This is a genomic window from Methylobacterium sp. NPDC097929 (assembly GCF_049543375.1).
Lineage (GTDB): Bacteria > Pseudomonadota > Alphaproteobacteria > Rhizobiales > Beijerinckiaceae > Methylobacterium.
Window position 1 is genome coordinate 914,203 of record NZ_JBMVEP010000001.1, and the last position, 16,469, is coordinate 930,671.

Consider the following 16,469-nt stretch of genomic DNA (forward strand, 5'->3'; position numbering starts at 1 on the left):
CGACGTAGAACCATACTGATCGTAAAACCGCAACCGCAACAGCGCCGCCAAGCGTCGCTTGGACGCGGCATAGGCGTTATGCGGCCGAGCCTTCCCACGGGCCGGGCGCCGTCGGGAGATGTGGATGGCGGGACCGGAGCGTAGACCTGAGGACGAGCCCGGCATGAGCGAACCCGCCACCTCGGTCCGGGTCGGCACCCTTGTCGTCGCCTACGAGGCGAGCGAGGCGCGGCCCGATTCCCGTGGGCTGGCCGTCGAGATGCCGGTCAACGTCGTCTACGGCAGCGTGCCCTACGCGGTGATGATGACCACGCCCGCGGATCTCGAGGATTTCGCCTACGGCTTCAGCCTGACCGAGGGGGTGATCGAGACGCCCGACGAGATCCGCGGCGTCTCGGTCGAGCCCGGCGAGGGCGGCCTGCGGCTGCTGGTCGATCTCGCCCCGGGACGGCTGCGCGAGCATCTCGCCCGCAAGCGCGCGATCAGCGGACGCACGGGCTGCGGGGTCTGCGGCATCGACGACCTCGCCGCATTGCCGACGGCCAAGACCCGCGCGGGCGACGCACCGCGAAAGGGCCCGCAGGTCAGGCTGTCGGCGATCCAGGCGGCGCTGACCGCCCTGTCCGATCGTCAGGTGCTCAACCGCGAGACCCGCGCGGTGCACGCGGCCGCCTGGGCGCGGCTCGACGGGACGCTGACGGCCGTGCGCGAGGATGTCGGCCGCCACAACGCGCTCGACAAATGCATCGGCGCGCTGCTGCGGGAGGGCGTGCGGCCGGACGAAGGCTTCCTCGTCATCACCAGCCGCTGCTCCTTCGAGATGGCGGAGAAGGCCGCCACCCTCGGCGCCTCGGTGCTGGTGGCGATCTCCGCCCCGACCTCGCTCGCCATCGAGCGGGCGCGCTGCCACGACCTCACGCTCTGCGCCATCGCCCGCGCGGACACGCTCACGGTCTTTTCCGGGCGCGAGCGGCTGCTGCTGGCGGGCGAGGGGTGAGCGGAGGGGCGAGCAGAAAAGCAGGCCAAGGGGCGGGCGACGAGGGCTGAGCCCCCGTCAGTTGCCGGCGGCCTCGCCGCTGCCGCCGGGCACCACCGTCGCCCCGCCGATCACCCGCACGTTCTTGCGGGGACCGTCGGCGGGCGGGTCCTGCCAGCCGGGCTTGGCCGGCGCGGGGGCCGAGTCGGCCGTCTTCGCGGGTTCCTTGGCGGGCTCCTTGGCCGGTTCCTTGCTCGACTCCCTGGAAGGAAGCTTGGGCGACTCCTTGGCCGGGGCCGGGGCGGCGTCGAGCTTGGACGGGTTCGCCGGCGGCTCGGACGCCTTGGCTTCCTTCGCCGGCTCCGGGCGGGCGGCCGGCATGATCTCGGGCGTCGCCGCCTGCCCCGAACGCAGGGTCGGCTCGGGAGCCGGCGGAGTGATGCGCGCCTGGGCCGGCTTCGCCTTCTCGGAGGCGGGCACGGCGGCCGGCGCGGGGCGGGCGGCGCGGCGCGGCGCCTCGGGACGGGCGGTCGCCGCGTCGGGATTGACGCCGAGGGGATTGGCCTCGGGCCGCACGGCCGGCGAAACGCGCTCGGCCCGCAGGGGGCGGGGCGCCTCGCGCTCGGGGCCGAGCGGCGCGTTGCGGAGCCCCGGAACGGAGGGAATGTCGGCGGGAGGCACGATGCGCTCGGCCTCGCGCTGGCGGCGGGGCCGCATGTCCTCCTCGGTCCAGCCGTAGCCCGGCGCCGCCGGCCGCACCCGGTCGGACGGGTAGTAGACGCCGAGCGGCTCGCGCCCGAGCACGTCGCCCTCGCGGGCATCGACCACGAGCCGCACCCGCATACCCCGCGGGCTCGTCGCCTCGACGCGGTAGGCGCGGCCGTCGAAGCGGGGGCGGCCCACTTCGGAGAAGCCGCGCTCGTGCAGCCCCTCGACGATCTCCCGCGGCGGGAGCAGCCCGTCGTCATCGTTGAAGTAGGCGCCGCGGGGCGGGCCGTAGACCTCGCGATAGAACCCTTGCGCGGCAGCGCCCTGCGGGCCGGCCCCGGTCAGGAGCGCGGCCGCAAGGCCGAGACCGAGGCCGCGACGCAGCGACGCGCGCGCGATCCGACCCGGGGCATGACGGCTCGAAGCCATACGGACCTCTCGCAGCAAGTGCTTGGCAAAAAACGGTCTCCGGGGGCCCGCTGTTGACCGCGAGGTCCCCCGGCGTCACGGTCGGAGCGTTCCCCGCATTCCCCCGTGTCGGCAAGGGTTTCTAAACGGGTGATTGGGGCGACAATACGAATCCCCGGCCCGGCCGGCGCAGCCGAAGGCGGGCGGGGCCACGATCCCGGATCGGGCGAGGTCGCGCGCCGGGCGGATTTCAGCCATGTTCAAAAGGCCGGAGCCGGGGCTGGCCGGCCTCTTGCTGGAATGAATGAAATCTGGCAACGTCGCCCTATAGGACAGTAAGACTGTCCCATTTGTCGCGCTTGGCCGTCGGGCCAGCTTTGGGGATCCATCACGTGATCGACGTGACGTCCAAACGAGCTGACAAACCGGTGACCGTCAAGGTGATCCGGGCGAGCGCCGGCTGAGCAGGCCGGGGTTTCAGCCCGCGGGTTTGCGGGCGATTCCGGCAGGAAGACCCCGACGAGACCCGACTCGGTATAAAGAAGGCGGCGGCCCGGGCACCGATGGTGCACGGGCACGAAACATGCTCGCATGCGGGCAGGGTCGGAGATGTGCGGACGATGCGTGAGATCCCGTCTGAACTGTCGGTGCCGGTCGTGAGGGCTGAGAAAGCCGCGCCCCCGCGTGCCGGGACCGCGCCGATGATCCTGCGCGACCCGGGACTGCCGCGGGCGCAGGGCGCCTACGATCCGGCCCACGAGCGCGATGCCTGCGGCGTCGGCTTCGTCGCCGACATGCACGACCGCCGCAGCCACAGCATCGTCCAGCAGGGTCTCAAGATCCTGGAGAACATCGACCACCGCGGCGCGGTCGGCGCGGACCCGACCATGGGCGACGGCTGCGGCATCCTCACCCAGATCCCGCACGGCTTCTTCTCGGAGGAATGCTCGCGCCTCGGCTTCGAGCTGCCGCCCGCCGGCCAGTACGCGATCGGCCAGTTCTTCCTGCCCAAGGCGGAGGATGCCCGCGCCGCCATTGAGGAGATCGTCGAGAAGACGCTGGCCGACGAGGGCCTGCCGCTGCTCGGCTGGCGCGACGTCCCGGTCGATTCGACCGATCTCGGCCGGGCCGTGAAGGAGACCGAGCCGCATCACCGGCAGGTCTTCATCGGCTGCCCCGCGAGCGTCACCGATCAGGACGCCTTCGAGCGGCGCGTCTTCATCGCCCGCAAGGTGATCTCGAACAAGGTCTACGGCCTGGACGACCCGCGCGTGAAGGCGTTCTACCCCGTCTCCGTGTCGAGCCGGACCATCGTCTACAAGGGCATGGTGCTCGTGCACCAGCTCGGCCACTACTATCTCGACCTGAAGGACCCGCGCTTCGTCTCGGCGCTGGCGCTCGTCCACCAGCGCTTCGCCACCAACACCTTCCCGACCTGGCGCCTGTCGCACCCCTACCGGATGGTGGCCCATAACGGCGAGATCAACACGCTGCGCGGCAACGTGAACTGGATGGCCGCGCGCCAGGCCAGCGTCGACTCCGAGCTGTTCGGCAACGACATCTCGAAGCTCTGGCCGATCTCCTACGAGGGCCAGTCCGACACCGCCTGCTTCGACAACGCCCTCGAGTTCCTCGTGCAGGGCGGCTACTCGCTCGCCCACGCGATGATGATGCTGATCCCGGAGGCCTGGGCCGGCAACCCGCTGATGAGCGAGGAGCGGCGCGCCTTCTACGAGTATCACGCCGCCCTGATGGAGCCGTGGGACGGGCCGGCCGCCGTCGCCTTCACCGACGGGCGCCAGATCGGCGCGACCCTCGACCGCAATGGCCTGCGCCCGGCCCGCTACATCGTCACCGATGATGGCCTCGTCGTGCTCGCCTCCGAGATGGGCGTGCTGCCAATCCCGGATGAGAAGATCGTCCAGTCCTGGCGTCTTCAGCCGGGCCGGATGCTGCTGATCGATTTGGAGAAGGGCCGCATCGTCTCCGACGAGGAGATCAAGGGCGAGCTGGCCGGCGCACATCCCTATGCCGAGTGGGTCAAGAACACCCAGATCGTGCTGGAGGATCTGCACCCCATCAGCCCGCGCGCCTCGCGCACGGACGTGTCGCTGCTCGATCGCCAGCAGGCCTTCGGCTACACCCAGGAAGACCTCAAGCTGCTGATGCAGCCCATGGCCGTGACCGGCCAGGAGGCGGTCGGCTCAATGGGCTCGGACACGCCGCTCTCGGCGCTCTCCGACAAGCCCAAGCTGCTCTACACCTACTTCAAGCAGAACTTCGCGCAGGTCACCAACCCGCCGATCGACCCGATCCGCGAGGAGGCCGTGATGAGCCTCGTCTCGTTCATCGGCCCGCGCCCGAATCTGCTCGACATGGAGGGTGCCTCCCGCCGCAAGCGTCTGGAGGTCCGCCAGCCGATCCTGACGAACGGCGACCTGGAGAAGATCCGCTCGATCTCCCACTTCGAGGACCGCTTCGACACCCGCACGCTCGACATCACCTACGCGGCCGAATCCGGCGCTGCGGCGATGGAGGGCGCGCTCGATCGCCTGTGCGACCGGGCCGAGGTCGCGGTGCGCGGCGGCTACAACATCATCATCCTGTCCGACCGCATGGTGGGGCCGGACCGCATCCCGATCCCGGCGCTGCTCGCGACCGCGGCCGTGCACAACTACCTGATCCGCAAGGGGCTTCGCACCTCGGTCGGCCTCGTGGTCGAGTCGGGCGAGCCGCGCGAGGTGCATCACTTCGCCTGCCTGGCCGGCTACGGCGCGGAGGCCGTGAACCCCTACCTCGCCTTCGAGACGCTGATCGCGATGAAGGACGAGTTCCCGCCGGACCTGACCGACAACGAGATCGTCTACCGCTATATCAAGTCGATCGATAAGGGCCTGCTCAAGGTCATGTCCAAGATGGGCATCTCGACCTACCAGTCCTATTGCGGCGCGCAGATCTTCGACGCGATCGGTCTGAACTCCGACTTCGTAGCGAAGGACTTCTTCGGGACGGCCACGACGGTCGAGGGCATCGGCATGGCCGAGGTCGCCCAGGAGACGGCCCTGCGCCACCAGGACGCCTTCGGCGACGCCCCGATCTACCGCAACGCGCTCGATGTCGGCGGCGAGTACGCCTATCGCCTGCGCGGCGAGACCCATACCTGGACGCCCGACAGCGTGGCGACGCTGCAGCACGCGGTGCGCCTCGGCGTGCCCGAGCGCTACCGCGAATACGCCCGGCTGGTGAACGAGCAGGAGAACCACCTCAAGACCCTGCGCGGCCTGTTCCGGATCAAGACCGCCGCCGATCTGGGCCGCGAACCGGTGGAGCTCTCGGCGGTCGAGCCGGCCTCCGAGATCGTCAAGCGCTTCGCCACCGGCGCCATGTCCTACGGCTCGATCTCGAAGGAGGCGCACGAGACGCTGGCGATCGCCATGAACTCGTTCGGCGGCCGTTCGAACTCGGGCGAGGGCGGCGAGGAGCCGCGCCGGTTCATCCCCGGCCCCGACGGGCGCTCGCGCCGTTCCGCCATCAAGCAGGTGGCCTCGGGCCGCTTCGGCGTCACGACCGAGTACCTCGTCAACGGCGACATGATCCAGATCAAGGTCGCGCAGGGTGCCAAGCCCGGCGAGGGCGGCCAGTTGCCCGGCCACAAGGTCGACGCCAAGATCGCCAAGGTGCGCTACGCGACGCCGGGCGTCGGCCTGATCTCGCCGCCGCCCCACCACGACATCTACTCGATCGAGGATCTGGCCCAGCTCATCTTCGACCTGAAGAACGTGAACCCGGCGGCCGACATCTCGGTCAAGCTCGTTTCCGAGGTCGGCGTCGGCACCGTCGCGGCGGGCGTCGCCAAGGCGCGCGCCGACCACATCACGATCTCCGGCTTCGACGGCGGCACGGGCGCGGCGCCGCTCACCTCGATCAAGCATGCGGGCGGGCCCTGGGAAACGGGTCTGGCCGAGACGCAGCAGACGCTCGTGATGAACGGCCTGCGCGGCCGCGTCGCGCTCCAGGCCGACGGCGGCATCCGCACCGGCAAGGACGCGATGATCGCGGTGCTGCTGGGCGCTGACCAGATCGGCTTCTCGACCGCGCCGCTGATCGCGGCCGGCTGCATCATGATGCGCAAGTGCCACCTCAACACCTGCCCGGTGGGCGTCGCCACCCAGGACCCGGTGCTGCGCAAGCGCTTCAAGGGCACCCCTGAGCACGTCATCAACTACTTCTTCTTCGTGGCCGAGGAGCTGCGGGAGCTGATGGCGGCGATGGGCTTCACCAAGTTGGAGGACCTGATCGGCCGCTCCGACCTCCTCGACAAGCGCGAGGCGATCGAGCACTGGAAGGCCAGCGGCCTCGACTTCTCGAAGCTGTTCCACCGGCCCGATGTCGGGCCGGAGGTGGCGATCCGGCATGTCGAGACGCAGCATCACCCGATCGACACGGTGCTCGACCGCCGCCTGATCGCGGGGGCCGAGAACGCGATCGAGACCGGCGAGGCGGTCACCCTCACCGACGTGATCCGCAACTCGGACCGCGCGGCGGGCGCCATGCTCTCGGGTGCGGTGGCGAAGCGGCACGGCCATGACGGCCTGCCGGACGACAGCATCGTGGTGAAGCTCAACGGCACCGCCGGGCAGAGCTTCGGCGCGTGGCTCGCGGCCGGCGTCACCCTCGACCTGACCGGCCACGGCAACGACTATGTCGGCAAGGGCCTGTCGGGCGGCAAGCTGATCATCCGTCCGAGCGACGCGCTGAAGGCGCCGCCCGCCCGCACGATCATGGCCGGCAACACCGTGCTCTACGGGGCGATCGCGGGCGAATGCTACATCCGCGGTGCGGCCGGCGAGCGCTTCGCCGTGCGCAACTCAGGCGCCATCGCGGTGGTCGAGGGCATGGGCGACCATGGCTGCGAGTACATGACCGGCGGCGTGGTGGTCTCGATCGGCGTGACGGGGCGCAACTTCGCGGCGGGCATGTCCGGCGGCATCGCCTACGTGCTCGACGAGGACGGCTCGTTCCGCGACCGCTGCAACCTGTCGATGGTCGATCTGGAGCCCGTGGAGGAGGAGGACGACATCATGCGCCGCTTCCACCAGGACGGCGATCTGGAGACCAAGGGCCGGGTCGACATCCTCGCGGACATGTCGGGCCACGACGAGGAGCGGCTGTCGCAGCTTCTGACCAACCACCTGAAATACACCGGCAGCCCGCGCGCCAAGCAGATCCTCGATGACTGGGCGGGTTTCCGCACCAAGTTCGTCAAGGTGATGCCGGTCGAGTACCGCCGGGCCCTGCGCGAGATGGAGATGGCGCGCATGCCGGTGGCGGCAGAGTGATCTTGGACGGGTCGAAGGCGAGCGCCACAGGTGGAGATCACCTTCGACCCGGCCAAGCGTGAGCGGACGCTTATGGGACGCGGGCTCGATTTCGCCCGCTCCGCCGAGGTGTTTGCGACGGCAGTCGCCACGTTCATCGATACGAGGAGCGATTACGGAGAGAGACGGGAAGTCACGGTCGGATACCTTGACGGACGCATGGTCATCGTCGTCTGGACAGAACGCGACCGTGTTTGTCGGATCATCAGTATGAGGAAAGCCAATGAGCGAGAGCAAGCGCGCTACCGCCCACGACGCTGATCGACCGATGCATCCCGACGATATCGGATGGGACCCGGACGATGCGCCCGAACTCGATGACGAGTGGTTCGAGCGGGCAGACCATCTCATCGCCGGCAAGCTCGTCGAGCGCGGCTACCGCCCCGGCGAGACCGAGCGTCTCGTCCTGCCGACCGAGATCGTCGAGCGCTTCCGCGCCCAGGGTCCCGGCTGGCAGCTCCGGATCGAGGACGCTTTGAAAGAATGGATGGCCGAGCACCCTGAGCGGCTCTGAGTCATCGAACTGAGATCAGTGGGCCGCAGCGTGCCCGGGGGCTGGATACCGTCGCGAGGCGGTCACGAAGAGACGGACACGATGGGCAAGGTCACCGGGTTTCTCGAATTCGACCGGCAGGAGCAGAAGTATCAGCTCGCCGCCGACCGCGTGCGGCACTTCCGCGAATTCACGCTGCCGCTCGACGAGCACGACCTGTCCAAACAGGCGGCACGCTGCATGGATTGCGGCATCCCGTTCTGCCACGGACCGACCGGTTGCCCGGTCCACAACCAGATTCCGGACTGGAACGACCTCGTCTACCAGTCGGATTGGGAGGAGGCCTCGCGCAACCTCCACTCCACCAACAATTTCCCGGAATTCACCGGCCGCGTCTGCCCCGCGCCCTGCGAGGAGGCCTGCACGCTGAACCTCGAGAACCAGCCGGTCGCGATCAAGACGATCGAGCAGGCGATCGCGGATCGCGCCTGGAACAACGGTTGGGTCAAGCCCGAGCCCTCGGCGACCCGCACCGGCAAGCGCGTGGCGGTGATCGGCTCCGGCCCGGCCGGCATGGCCGCGGCCCAGCAGCTCGCCCGGGTCGGCCACGACGTGCATGTCTACGAGCGCGAGCCCAAGGCCGGCGGCCTGCTGCGCTACGGCATCCCCGACTTCAAGATGGAGAAGCGCCACATCGACCGGCGCGTGAAGCAGATGGAGGCCGAGGGCGTCGTCTTCCACTACCGGGCCAATATCGGCGTCAACGTCCCCCTCGAAGACCTGACGAGCCAGTTCGACGCCGTACTGTTCTGCGGCGGCGCCGAGGACCCGCGCAATCCGCAGCTGCCGGGCCAGGAACTCGACGGCGTGCACTACGCCATGCCCTACCTCGTGCAGTCGAACCGCCGGGTCGGCGCCGAGCCGATGCCGGGCAACGGCGAGCTGCCGATCCTGGCCGCCGGCAAGAACGTCGTCGTCATCGGCGGCGGCGACACGGCGTCCGACTGCGTCGGTACAGCCTTCCGCCAGGGCGCGCTCTCGGTGACCCAGCTCGATATCCGCCCGCGTCCGCCGGAGCGCGAGGACAAGCTGACGGTGTGGCCCTACTGGCCGACCAAGATGCGCACCTCGTCGAGCCAGGCCGAGGGCGCCGAGCGCGAGTTCCAGGCCGCGACCCTGCGCCTGGAGGGCAACCGCAAGGGCCAGCTCACCGGCGTGGTCTGCGCCCGGGTGGATGAGCGGCGCCAGCCGATCGAGGGCAGCGAGTTCGTGCTGCCGGCCGACCTCGTCTTCATGGCGATCGGCTTCGCCGGCTCGGTGCAGAAGGGTCTGGTCGAGGAATCGGGCGTGGCGGTCGACAAGCGCGGCAACGTGAGCGCCAACGATGAGGACTACCTGACCTCGAACCCGAAGATCTACGTCGCCGGCGACATGCGCCGCGGCCAGTCCCTGGTGGTCTGGGCGATCCGCGAAGGCCGTCAGGCCGCCCGCTCCATCGACGAGGCGCTGATGGGCGCGACGGTGCTGCCGCGGTAAGCCGTTTCAAGTCGGACGAAGCAGGGGCCATTGCCGAGAGGCATTGGCCCTTTTCGTTGACCCCAGGGCGCTTTCAGCGAGGCACACTCCCGGAGCCCGCATCGTCCCGGGCCTCCCACAGGTAGGCCGATCCGTCGCGTCCGATCCGGCCTCGGGACGAAAGATGCATCCCGGCGACGTCCAGCCCCTCGCTGGCGGCACGGTCGAGGATGCGACGGCGGGTGGCGATCGCCTGCGCCGGGTCGGCATCCCAGATCACGGTCCAGTCCGGATGCGGCATCTGCAGGATGCGGGAATGGACGATGTCGCCCCAGATCAGCAGCCGCTCCGATCCGTCCTCGACCAGCACGCCGGCATGGCCCGGCGTATGCCCCGGCAGCGGAAGGAACGAGAGGCCGGGCGCGAGCCCAGCCTCTCCGGAAACCCGGCGTATCCGGCCGGCATAGGCCGCCAGCACCGCCTGCGCCGTGTCGAAGAAGGGGGCCATCGCGGCCGGTGCCCGGGCGCGGGCAGCCGCATCCGACCAGTAGGCGGCCTCGCGCTCCTGCAGCACCAGCTCCGCGTTGCGGAAGCGGGCGCCGCCCTCGGGCGTGAGCAGGCCGCCAACATGGTCCGCGTGGAGATGGGTCAGCCACACCGTCTCGATCCGGTCCGGCCGCACGCCCTGCGCCGCGAGCGCCGCGCTCACCCCGTCGAATCCCGGCCCGAACACCGTCCCGCACCCGGCATCGAGCAGGCCGAGACGATCGCCGCGCCGGATCAGGAAGGCGTTGACCGGCTCCGGCGAGGGGCCGCCCGGCGGCAGGCCGGCCCGCACGAGCAGGACGCGCCCGGCCTCGCCGTCAGCGGCCGGAATCATGCTGGGCTGGAGCGGGAAGAGCCCGTCGTGCAGCGGCGTCACGGCAAAGGCGCCGACGCGGTAGGCGGCGGGCACGTGCGTCCTCGCATCGGCCGTGCGGAGGAGCGGCAGGCAGGCACCCGCGGCGAGCACGGTTCGGCGGGACGGCAGGAAGGGCATCGCCAACGGGTCCGGCTTGAGGGGAAAGAGAGCCGATCCTGGCGCGCCGGTTCGCCGCCGCCCAGGGAAGGACACCCGCCGAGCATCGGGCATTTTTCCCGATGAGGCTTCGTGCCCCTTGCGCCCCGGCCGGCTGCCGGTTCCCACTCGCTGGCCCTCGCTTGCCCGGTTGCCCCGATGAGCCTGCCCGCGCATCTCGCCCTGCGCCTCTCGATCGTCACGCTGCTCTGTCTGGCGGGCGCCGTCGCCTGGACCCTGTGGGAGGCGCGCACGGGTCTGCGCGAGGAAGCCGCGGTGTCGGCCGGGCGGATCGCGGCGCAGCTGGCCCGGCAGCCGGGGCTCGGCAGCCTCGGCCCGGCCGCACTGCCGATCAGCGAGCCGCAGGCCGAGCCGACCGTCCTCATGATCCTGCCGGGCATCTGCGCGGAGATCCGCCTCGGCGCCGAGGCCCCACGCCGGCTCTGCGGGGATTGGGACGGGCTCGGCACGGCCCCCGCCTGGCTCGCGGGCGCCCTGGCGGCGGAGGCGGGCGCGGCACCGGTGATCCGGGAGATCGCCTACCGTGGACGCTCCCTCGGCCAAGTCGCGGCCTGGCCGGATCCCGTCGCCGCCGCGGGCCGCGCATGGCGGCAGGTCCGGTTCGCGAGCGGTCTCGCCCTGTCGCTCGCCGGAACCACGGCGATCCTGGGCTGGCTCGCCGCCGCCCGCCTCGTGGCGCCGGCGGGACGGATCGTGCAGGGCCTCGACGGGTTCGAGGCCGGCCGGCCCCCGCCGGCCCTGCCACGCTTCGGGGCGCTGGAATTCGACCGGATCGCCGCTGCCATCAACGCCCTCGCGGCGCGCCTGGCCCGCACCGAGGGCGAGCGCGCGGAGCTGCTGCAACGGCTGGTCCAGGTGCAGGAGGAGGAGCGGCAGAGCCTCGCCCGCGACCTGCACGACGCGTTCGGCCAGTGCCTCGCCGCGGCAGGCGCGCTCGCCGCCGCCATCGAGGCGGGCGCGCCGGCGGATCGCGAGGATCTGCGGGCCGACGCCGTCGGCATTGAGGTGATCCTCGGCTCCATGCGCGAGAGCCTGCGCGGCGCCCTGGCCCGGCTCGAACTGCCCGACCTCGCCGGGATCGGCTTGAGTGAAGGCCTCCGCGGGCTCGTCCTGGAGTGGCAGGCGCGCCTGCGCACCGGGCCGAGCCTGCATCTCGACGTGACGGGCGATTGGGCGGGCCTGTCGGCGCAAGCCTCGGCGAGCCTCTACCGGATCGCGCAGGAACTCCTGACCAACGCCCTTCGGCACGGGCGGCCGAGCCGGGTCTTCCTGCGGCTGCAGGGAACCGAGTCGGGAGGGCGGGCCGTCAGCCTGAGCGTGGACGACGACGGCGGAGGCGACGCTGCGAGCGCGGCCGGCGCTTCCGGCCGCGGCCTTGCCGGAATCCGGGCACGGCTCGCCACTCTCGGCGGTCACCTGTCCCTCACCGGGAACGGCAGCGGCATCCGCGCCTGCGCCACCGTCCCGGTCCGCGGCTGAGGCGCGCGATGCCGTCAATCCTCCTCGTCGACGACCATCCCGTGGTGCGCGAGGGCTATCGCCGCCTGCTCGAACGGCAGCCGGGCTTCACCGTCGTGGCGGAGGCCGAGACCGCGGCGGAGGCCTACCGCCTCTACAAGGCGCGGGCCCCGGACCTCGTCATCCTCGACCTGTCGCTGCCGGGTCCGAGCGGCATCGAGGCGATCCGGCACATCCGGCAATGGGACGGCGCGGCCCGTATCCTCGTCTTCAGCATGCGCACCGGTGCCGCGGTCGCGCGCCAGGCCTTCGCCGCAGGTGCCGGCGGCTATGTCAGCAAGGCGAGCCCGCCGCGGGACCTGCTGACGGCCGTGGCGGGCGTCCTGCGCGGCGAGCGCGCCATGAGCCCCGACATCGCTCTCGCGATCGCGCGGGACGAGGTGGCCGGCGGACGGACCGCCCTCGACGATCTCAGTCCGCGGGAAGTCGAGATCCTCGGCCTGACGGCCGCGGGCGCGGCGGCGCCGGCCATCGCCGAGGCGCTGTGCCTCAGTCTCAAGACGGTCCAGAACAATCTTTCGCTGATCCGGGCCAAGCTCGGCGCCCGCACGGATGCCCATCTGGTCTGGATCGCCGTCGGGGCCGGGCTCGTGGCCGCCCCGCCCGGCCCTCCCTCCGCGGAGGGCTGATAGCGGCCGCCGCGACGCGGAGCCTATCCCGGCGGCCAGCGGAAATCGTCGGCCCGGCCGGGCTGGGGCAGGGGAGCCGCGCCGCGCTGCAGGCTGCGCTCGCGCGTGCCGGTGGCGTCGCCCTCCTGGGGCCGGCCGCTGATCAGCGTGCCGCCGGGCGAGGTCTCGGGACGGCCCAGCGGCACCACCGGCCCCGCCGCGGGCTTGACCGGCAGACTCGGGATACCGGGCGGTTCGGGCAGGCTCGGCAGCATCGCGGTGATCCGGCGGTCGATAGCCGCCGTATCCTCGACGCCGATCCCGGGGCCGCCCTCGGCGGGGGCGGTCGCGATCGGGGCGGCGGGCTGCTCCGAGGGCAGGCCGCCCTTGGCGCCCATCAGGCGCTTGAGTTCCACGTCGGCGAAGTGGGCCACCTTGCGGGAGCCCGCGCCGGTGAAGTGGATGCCGTCGGAGGTACGCAGCCGCGCCTCCTGGCCGTCCACGTCCGGCCCGGAGGCGGCAAAGCGATTGCGGTCGTCCACGAAGCCCTGCCAGATCTCGACATAGGTCTGGCCGGCCCGCTGCACCCGCTCGCGCACGAGGTCGTTGATCGCCGCGAAATCGCGGCTCAGGGATTCGCTGCGGACCGGCGGCAGGCCGACCCAGATCAGCGGCACCTTGTGCTCCTCGAACACCTTCACGACGGCATCGACCCGGGCCGCGTAGAGTTCGCGCCACTTGTCGGACAGGGCCTCGTAGCTCTGGTCCCCCTCGCGGATCGCCTGCCGGTCGTTCACGCCGACCATCATCAGGGCGTAGGACAGGTTGGGCGTGGCCTTGAGGAAGTCCTCGGTGGTCTTGGCCCAGTCCACCACGTCCCTGCGCACGAGGCCGCTCTCGGCCTTGGACCGGTCGAGCACGCCGATCTCGGCATTGTCAGAGAAGGCTTCGTCCACGCCCTTCACGAGGTAGCTCGCCAGGGAATCGCCGAACACGGCGACCTGGGTCGTCGGCGCCGTCTTCGGCACCTTCGCCTTGGGTTGCTGCGCGACCGCGGGGGGCGGACTCGGACGGCGCCGGCGCGCGGCGCGCTCCTCGTCCGAGCGGCTCGCGGCCGCCGGCGCGCGCGGACGCTGCGGCCGGCTGTAGCCCGAGGGCGGCTGCGGCTGCGGCGCGGGCTGGGCTCGGGGCTGATCCTCCCAGGGCCAGAAGAACTGGCGCGGCGCCTCCTGCTGCACGGGCGGCGGGGCGCGGCGGACCGGCGCGCGGCCGTAGCCGTACTCGTCGGCATAGCCCTGCCGGGCCCGGCGGCGCGGCGGCGGCGCGGCGTAGGGATCGGCCGCGGGCGCGTCGTAGCTGTCGCCCCATTGCGCGGCGGCCGGCACCGGCGCGGCGGTCAGCCAGAGGGCGGCGAGGACGAGAAGTCCGAGGATCGCGGCGGCGTTCGGAAACGCGAGGCGATCGGTCGGGCGGCGTTCCATGCGGGGAGAGCCTCGATCGAAGGGAAGCGGCCGGGCGGACCCGGCCTCACATCCCCGCAGGATAGCGCGACGGGGCCGACGCGTCTAAGGGCGCCCCTCGACCCTCTCCAGAAGCGCCGGCCGGGCATAGCCGTCGGCGGGCAACCCCTCGCGGATCTGGTACTGCCGCACCGCCTCGCGCAGCTTCGGCCCGGCCCGCCCATCCTGCTCGCCGGCATAGAGGCCCTTGGCCGCGAGCCCCGCCTGTAGGCGCTTGAGGCCCGGCCCGTCGAGCCGCGCGGCGCCGCTCGGCCAGGGAGCGGCGAGGGGAAGGCCGCCCGCCAGCCGGTCGGCGAGGTGTCCGACTGCCAGGGCATAGGAATCGCTGGTGTTGTAGCCGCGGATGACTTCGAAATTGTCAGTGATGAGGAAGACCGGGCTCCCGAGCCCGCCCGGCAGGAACAGGCTCGCCTCGCCGTTTGCCGGCAGGGGCTTGCCGTCGGTGCGGCGCACGCCGCGGGCGGCGAAATCGGGAATCGGCCCGCGGTAGCGGGTCAGGTCGAACTCCTTCGGGAGGCTGACCTCGTAGCCCCAGGACAGGCCGGGCTTCCAGCCGAGCGAGCGCAGGTAATGCGCGATGGAGGCGAGCGAATCGGCCTCCGAGCGCCAGATGTCGCGCCGCCCGTCGCCGTCGAAATCGACCGCCTCGCGCAGGTAGACCGAGGGCAGGAACTGCACCTGCCCCATGGCGCCCGCCCAGGAGCCGACCATGCGTGCGGGCTCGATGTCGCCGTTCTCCAGGATCTGCAGGGCGGCCCAGAGCTCATCGCGGAACAGGGTGCCCCGGTGCCGGGCGTAAGCCAGGCTCGCCAGTGCCCGGACCACCGACAGGGAACCGGCGCTGGCGCCGAAATCCGACTCGACGCCCCAGAAGGCCAGCACGATCGCGCGCGGCACGCCGGTCTTTCCCTCGATGGCGGCCAGCGTGGCCGCGAGCCGCTTGCCCTGCGCCTGCCCCCGCGCGATGCGCGCGTTCGAGACCGCGCCGACGAGGTAGTCCCAGACCGGCCGGCTGAACTCGCCCTGGCGGCGGGTGCGGGCGATCACCTCCGGGTCCGGGGCGCTCACGCCGGCGAAGGCCGCCGCGAAGGTCGCCTGCGAGATGCCGCGGCTCTTCGCGTCGGACCGCAGGGCGTCGACGAAGCCGGAGAAGTCGGTGTCCTGCGCGCGCGCCGGCCCGACGGCCGCGGGGGAGGCGGCGAGGAGCGCGAGAACGAGGCCCGCGAGGCCGGCCCTCACCGGCGGTTCCGCTTGGCCAGGGACTCCTCCCAGGCCAGCGCCTGGGCGACGATGGCGTCGAGATCGTCCTGGCGCGGGCTCCAGCCGAGTTCGTTGCGGATGCGATCGGCGCCCGCGATGATCTGGGCCGGATCGCCCGGGCGGCGCGGCGACAGGCGCACCTCGAAGTCGCGGCCCGAGATGCGCTTGACCACCTCGATCAACTCCAGAACCGAGTAGCCCCGGCCGTAGCCGCAATTGAGCGTCAGGCTCGCGCCCCCGCCGCGCAGGTGGTCGAGCACGACCATGTGCGCGTCCGCCAGATCCGAGACCTGGATGTAGTCGCGCAGGCAGGAGCCGTCGCGGGTCGGGTAGTCGGTGCCGAACACCTCCAGATGCGTGCGCTGGCCGAGCGCGGCCTGGGTCGCGACCTTGATCAGGTGGGTGGCATTGGGCGTCGACTGGCCCGAGCGCCCGCGCGGGTCGGCCCCGGCCACGTTGAAGTAGCGCAGCACCCCGTAGCTGAAGCCGTGGGCGGCGGCCGCGTCGGCCAGCATCCACTCGCTCATCAGCTTGGAGCGGCCGTAGGGGTTGATCGGGTTGGTGGCCAGCGTCTCGGGCACCGGCACGATCTCGGGCTCGCCGTAGACGGCGGCGGTGGAGGAGAAGATGAAGTGCCTGACGCCCGTGCGCGCCGCGGTCTCGATCAGCGCGCGGGTCTTGACCGTGTTGGCGAGGTAGTAGCCCAGCGGATCGGCGACCGAGTCGGGCACGACGATGCGCGCGGCGAAATGCGCGACCGCGTCGATCTGGTGGCGCAGGATGGTCTCGGTCACGAGCGCTTGGTCGGCCACGTCGCCGACGACGAGGCGCACCTCCGGCGGCAGGGCCCAGTCGAACCCGGTCGAGAGGTCGTCGAGGACGACGACCTCCTCGTGTCCGGCATCGATCAGGGCCAGCACCATGTGGCTGCCGATATAGCCCGCGCCGCCGGTGACCAGAACCGCCATCGTCCGTTCCCTCTGCCTTCAAGGCCCGACCGGGCGCGG

The 16,469-nt window shown here is 71.4% G+C and carries 12 protein-coding genes; 7 read left to right on the forward strand and 5 right to left on the reverse strand.

What is annotated here, in order from left to right; translation table 11 throughout:
- The first annotated feature begins 163 nt into the window (after nt 1-163).
- A complete protein-coding gene (gene fdhD / locus ACPCJR_RS04415; RefSeq protein WP_391510506.1) occupies nt 164-997 on the forward strand; it encodes a formate dehydrogenase accessory sulfurtransferase FdhD in 834 nt (277 codons plus the stop codon).
- A 57-nt stretch (nt 998-1,054) separates the two neighbouring features.
- Here fdhD and ACPCJR_RS04420 read toward each other — a convergent pair whose 3' ends face one another.
- Nucleotides 1,055-2,113, reverse strand: a complete 1,059-nt coding sequence (locus tag ACPCJR_RS04420; RefSeq protein WP_391510505.1) for a hypothetical protein — start codon at nt 2,111-2,113, stop codon at nt 1,055-1,057.
- Between the two features lie 599 nt (nt 2,114-2,712).
- Here ACPCJR_RS04420 and gltB point away from each other — a divergent pair.
- The 4 genes from gltB (at nt 2,713) to ACPCJR_RS04440 (ending at nt 9,499) form a co-directional block, all read left to right on the forward strand.
- On the forward strand, nt 2,713-7,431 hold the full coding sequence (gene gltB, locus ACPCJR_RS04425) for a glutamate synthase large subunit (protein WP_391510504.1): 4,719 nt from the start codon (nt 2,713-2,715) through the stop codon (nt 7,429-7,431).
- A gap of 30 nt (nt 7,432-7,461) precedes the next feature.
- Nucleotides 7,462-7,731: a BrnT family toxin gene (locus ACPCJR_RS04430; RefSeq protein WP_391510503.1), complete on the forward strand. Its 270-nt coding sequence runs from the start codon at nt 7,462-7,464 to the stop codon at nt 7,729-7,731.
- A 7-nt stretch (nt 7,732-7,738) separates the two neighbouring features.
- Nucleotides 7,739-7,984 carry a BrnA antitoxin family protein gene (locus ACPCJR_RS04435; protein WP_391510502.1) on the forward strand — a complete coding sequence of 82 codons (246 nt, stop codon included), beginning with the start codon at nt 7,739-7,741 and terminating at the stop codon, nt 7,982-7,984.
- A gap of 81 nt (nt 7,985-8,065) precedes the next feature.
- Nucleotides 8,066-9,499 carry a glutamate synthase subunit beta gene (locus tag ACPCJR_RS04440; RefSeq protein WP_391510501.1) on the forward strand — a complete coding sequence of 478 codons (1,434 nt, stop codon included), beginning with the start codon at nt 8,066-8,068 and terminating at the stop codon, nt 9,497-9,499.
- Nucleotides 9,500-9,572: 73 nt separating this feature from the next.
- Here ACPCJR_RS04440 and ACPCJR_RS04445 read toward each other — a convergent pair whose 3' ends face one another.
- A complete protein-coding gene (locus ACPCJR_RS04445; RefSeq protein WP_391510500.1) occupies nt 9,573-10,517 on the reverse strand; it encodes an MBL fold metallo-hydrolase in 945 nt (314 codons plus the stop codon).
- 177 nt (nt 10,518-10,694) lie between these two features.
- On the opposite strand from ACPCJR_RS04445, the gene ACPCJR_RS04450 reads away from it, so the two are divergent.
- Both ACPCJR_RS04450 and ACPCJR_RS04455 read left to right on the forward strand, forming a co-directional pair.
- On the forward strand, nt 10,695-12,035 hold the full coding sequence (locus ACPCJR_RS04450) for a sensor histidine kinase (RefSeq protein ID WP_391510499.1): 1,341 nt from the start codon (nt 10,695-10,697) through the stop codon (nt 12,033-12,035).
- 8 nt (nt 12,036-12,043) lie between these two features.
- Nucleotides 12,044-12,703 carry a response regulator transcription factor gene (locus tag ACPCJR_RS04455; protein WP_391510498.1) on the forward strand — a complete coding sequence of 220 codons (660 nt, stop codon included), beginning with the start codon at nt 12,044-12,046 and terminating at the stop codon, nt 12,701-12,703.
- Between the two features lie 23 nt (nt 12,704-12,726).
- On the opposite strand, the gene ACPCJR_RS04460 is transcribed toward ACPCJR_RS04455, so the two are convergent.
- The 3 genes from ACPCJR_RS04460 to galE all read right to left on the reverse strand — a co-directional run bounded on the left by ACPCJR_RS04460 (nt 12,727) and on the right by galE (nt 16,430).
- Nucleotides 12,727-14,163 carry a DUF459 domain-containing protein gene (locus ACPCJR_RS04460; protein WP_391510497.1) on the reverse strand — a complete coding sequence of 479 codons (1,437 nt, stop codon included), beginning with the start codon at nt 14,161-14,163 and terminating at the stop codon, nt 12,727-12,729.
- 84 nt (nt 14,164-14,247) lie between these two features.
- Nucleotides 14,248-15,441, reverse strand: coding sequence for a lytic murein transglycosylase (locus ACPCJR_RS04465; RefSeq protein WP_391510496.1), 1,194 nt, complete (start codon nt 15,439-15,441; stop codon nt 14,248-14,250).
- On the reverse strand, nt 15,438-16,430 hold the full coding sequence (gene galE / locus ACPCJR_RS04470; protein WP_391510495.1) for a UDP-glucose 4-epimerase GalE: 993 nt from the start codon (nt 16,428-16,430) through the stop codon (nt 15,438-15,440). The genes ACPCJR_RS04465 and galE overlap by 4 nt, the downstream gene beginning before the upstream one ends.
- Between the last annotated feature and the right edge of the window lie 39 nt (nt 16,431-16,469).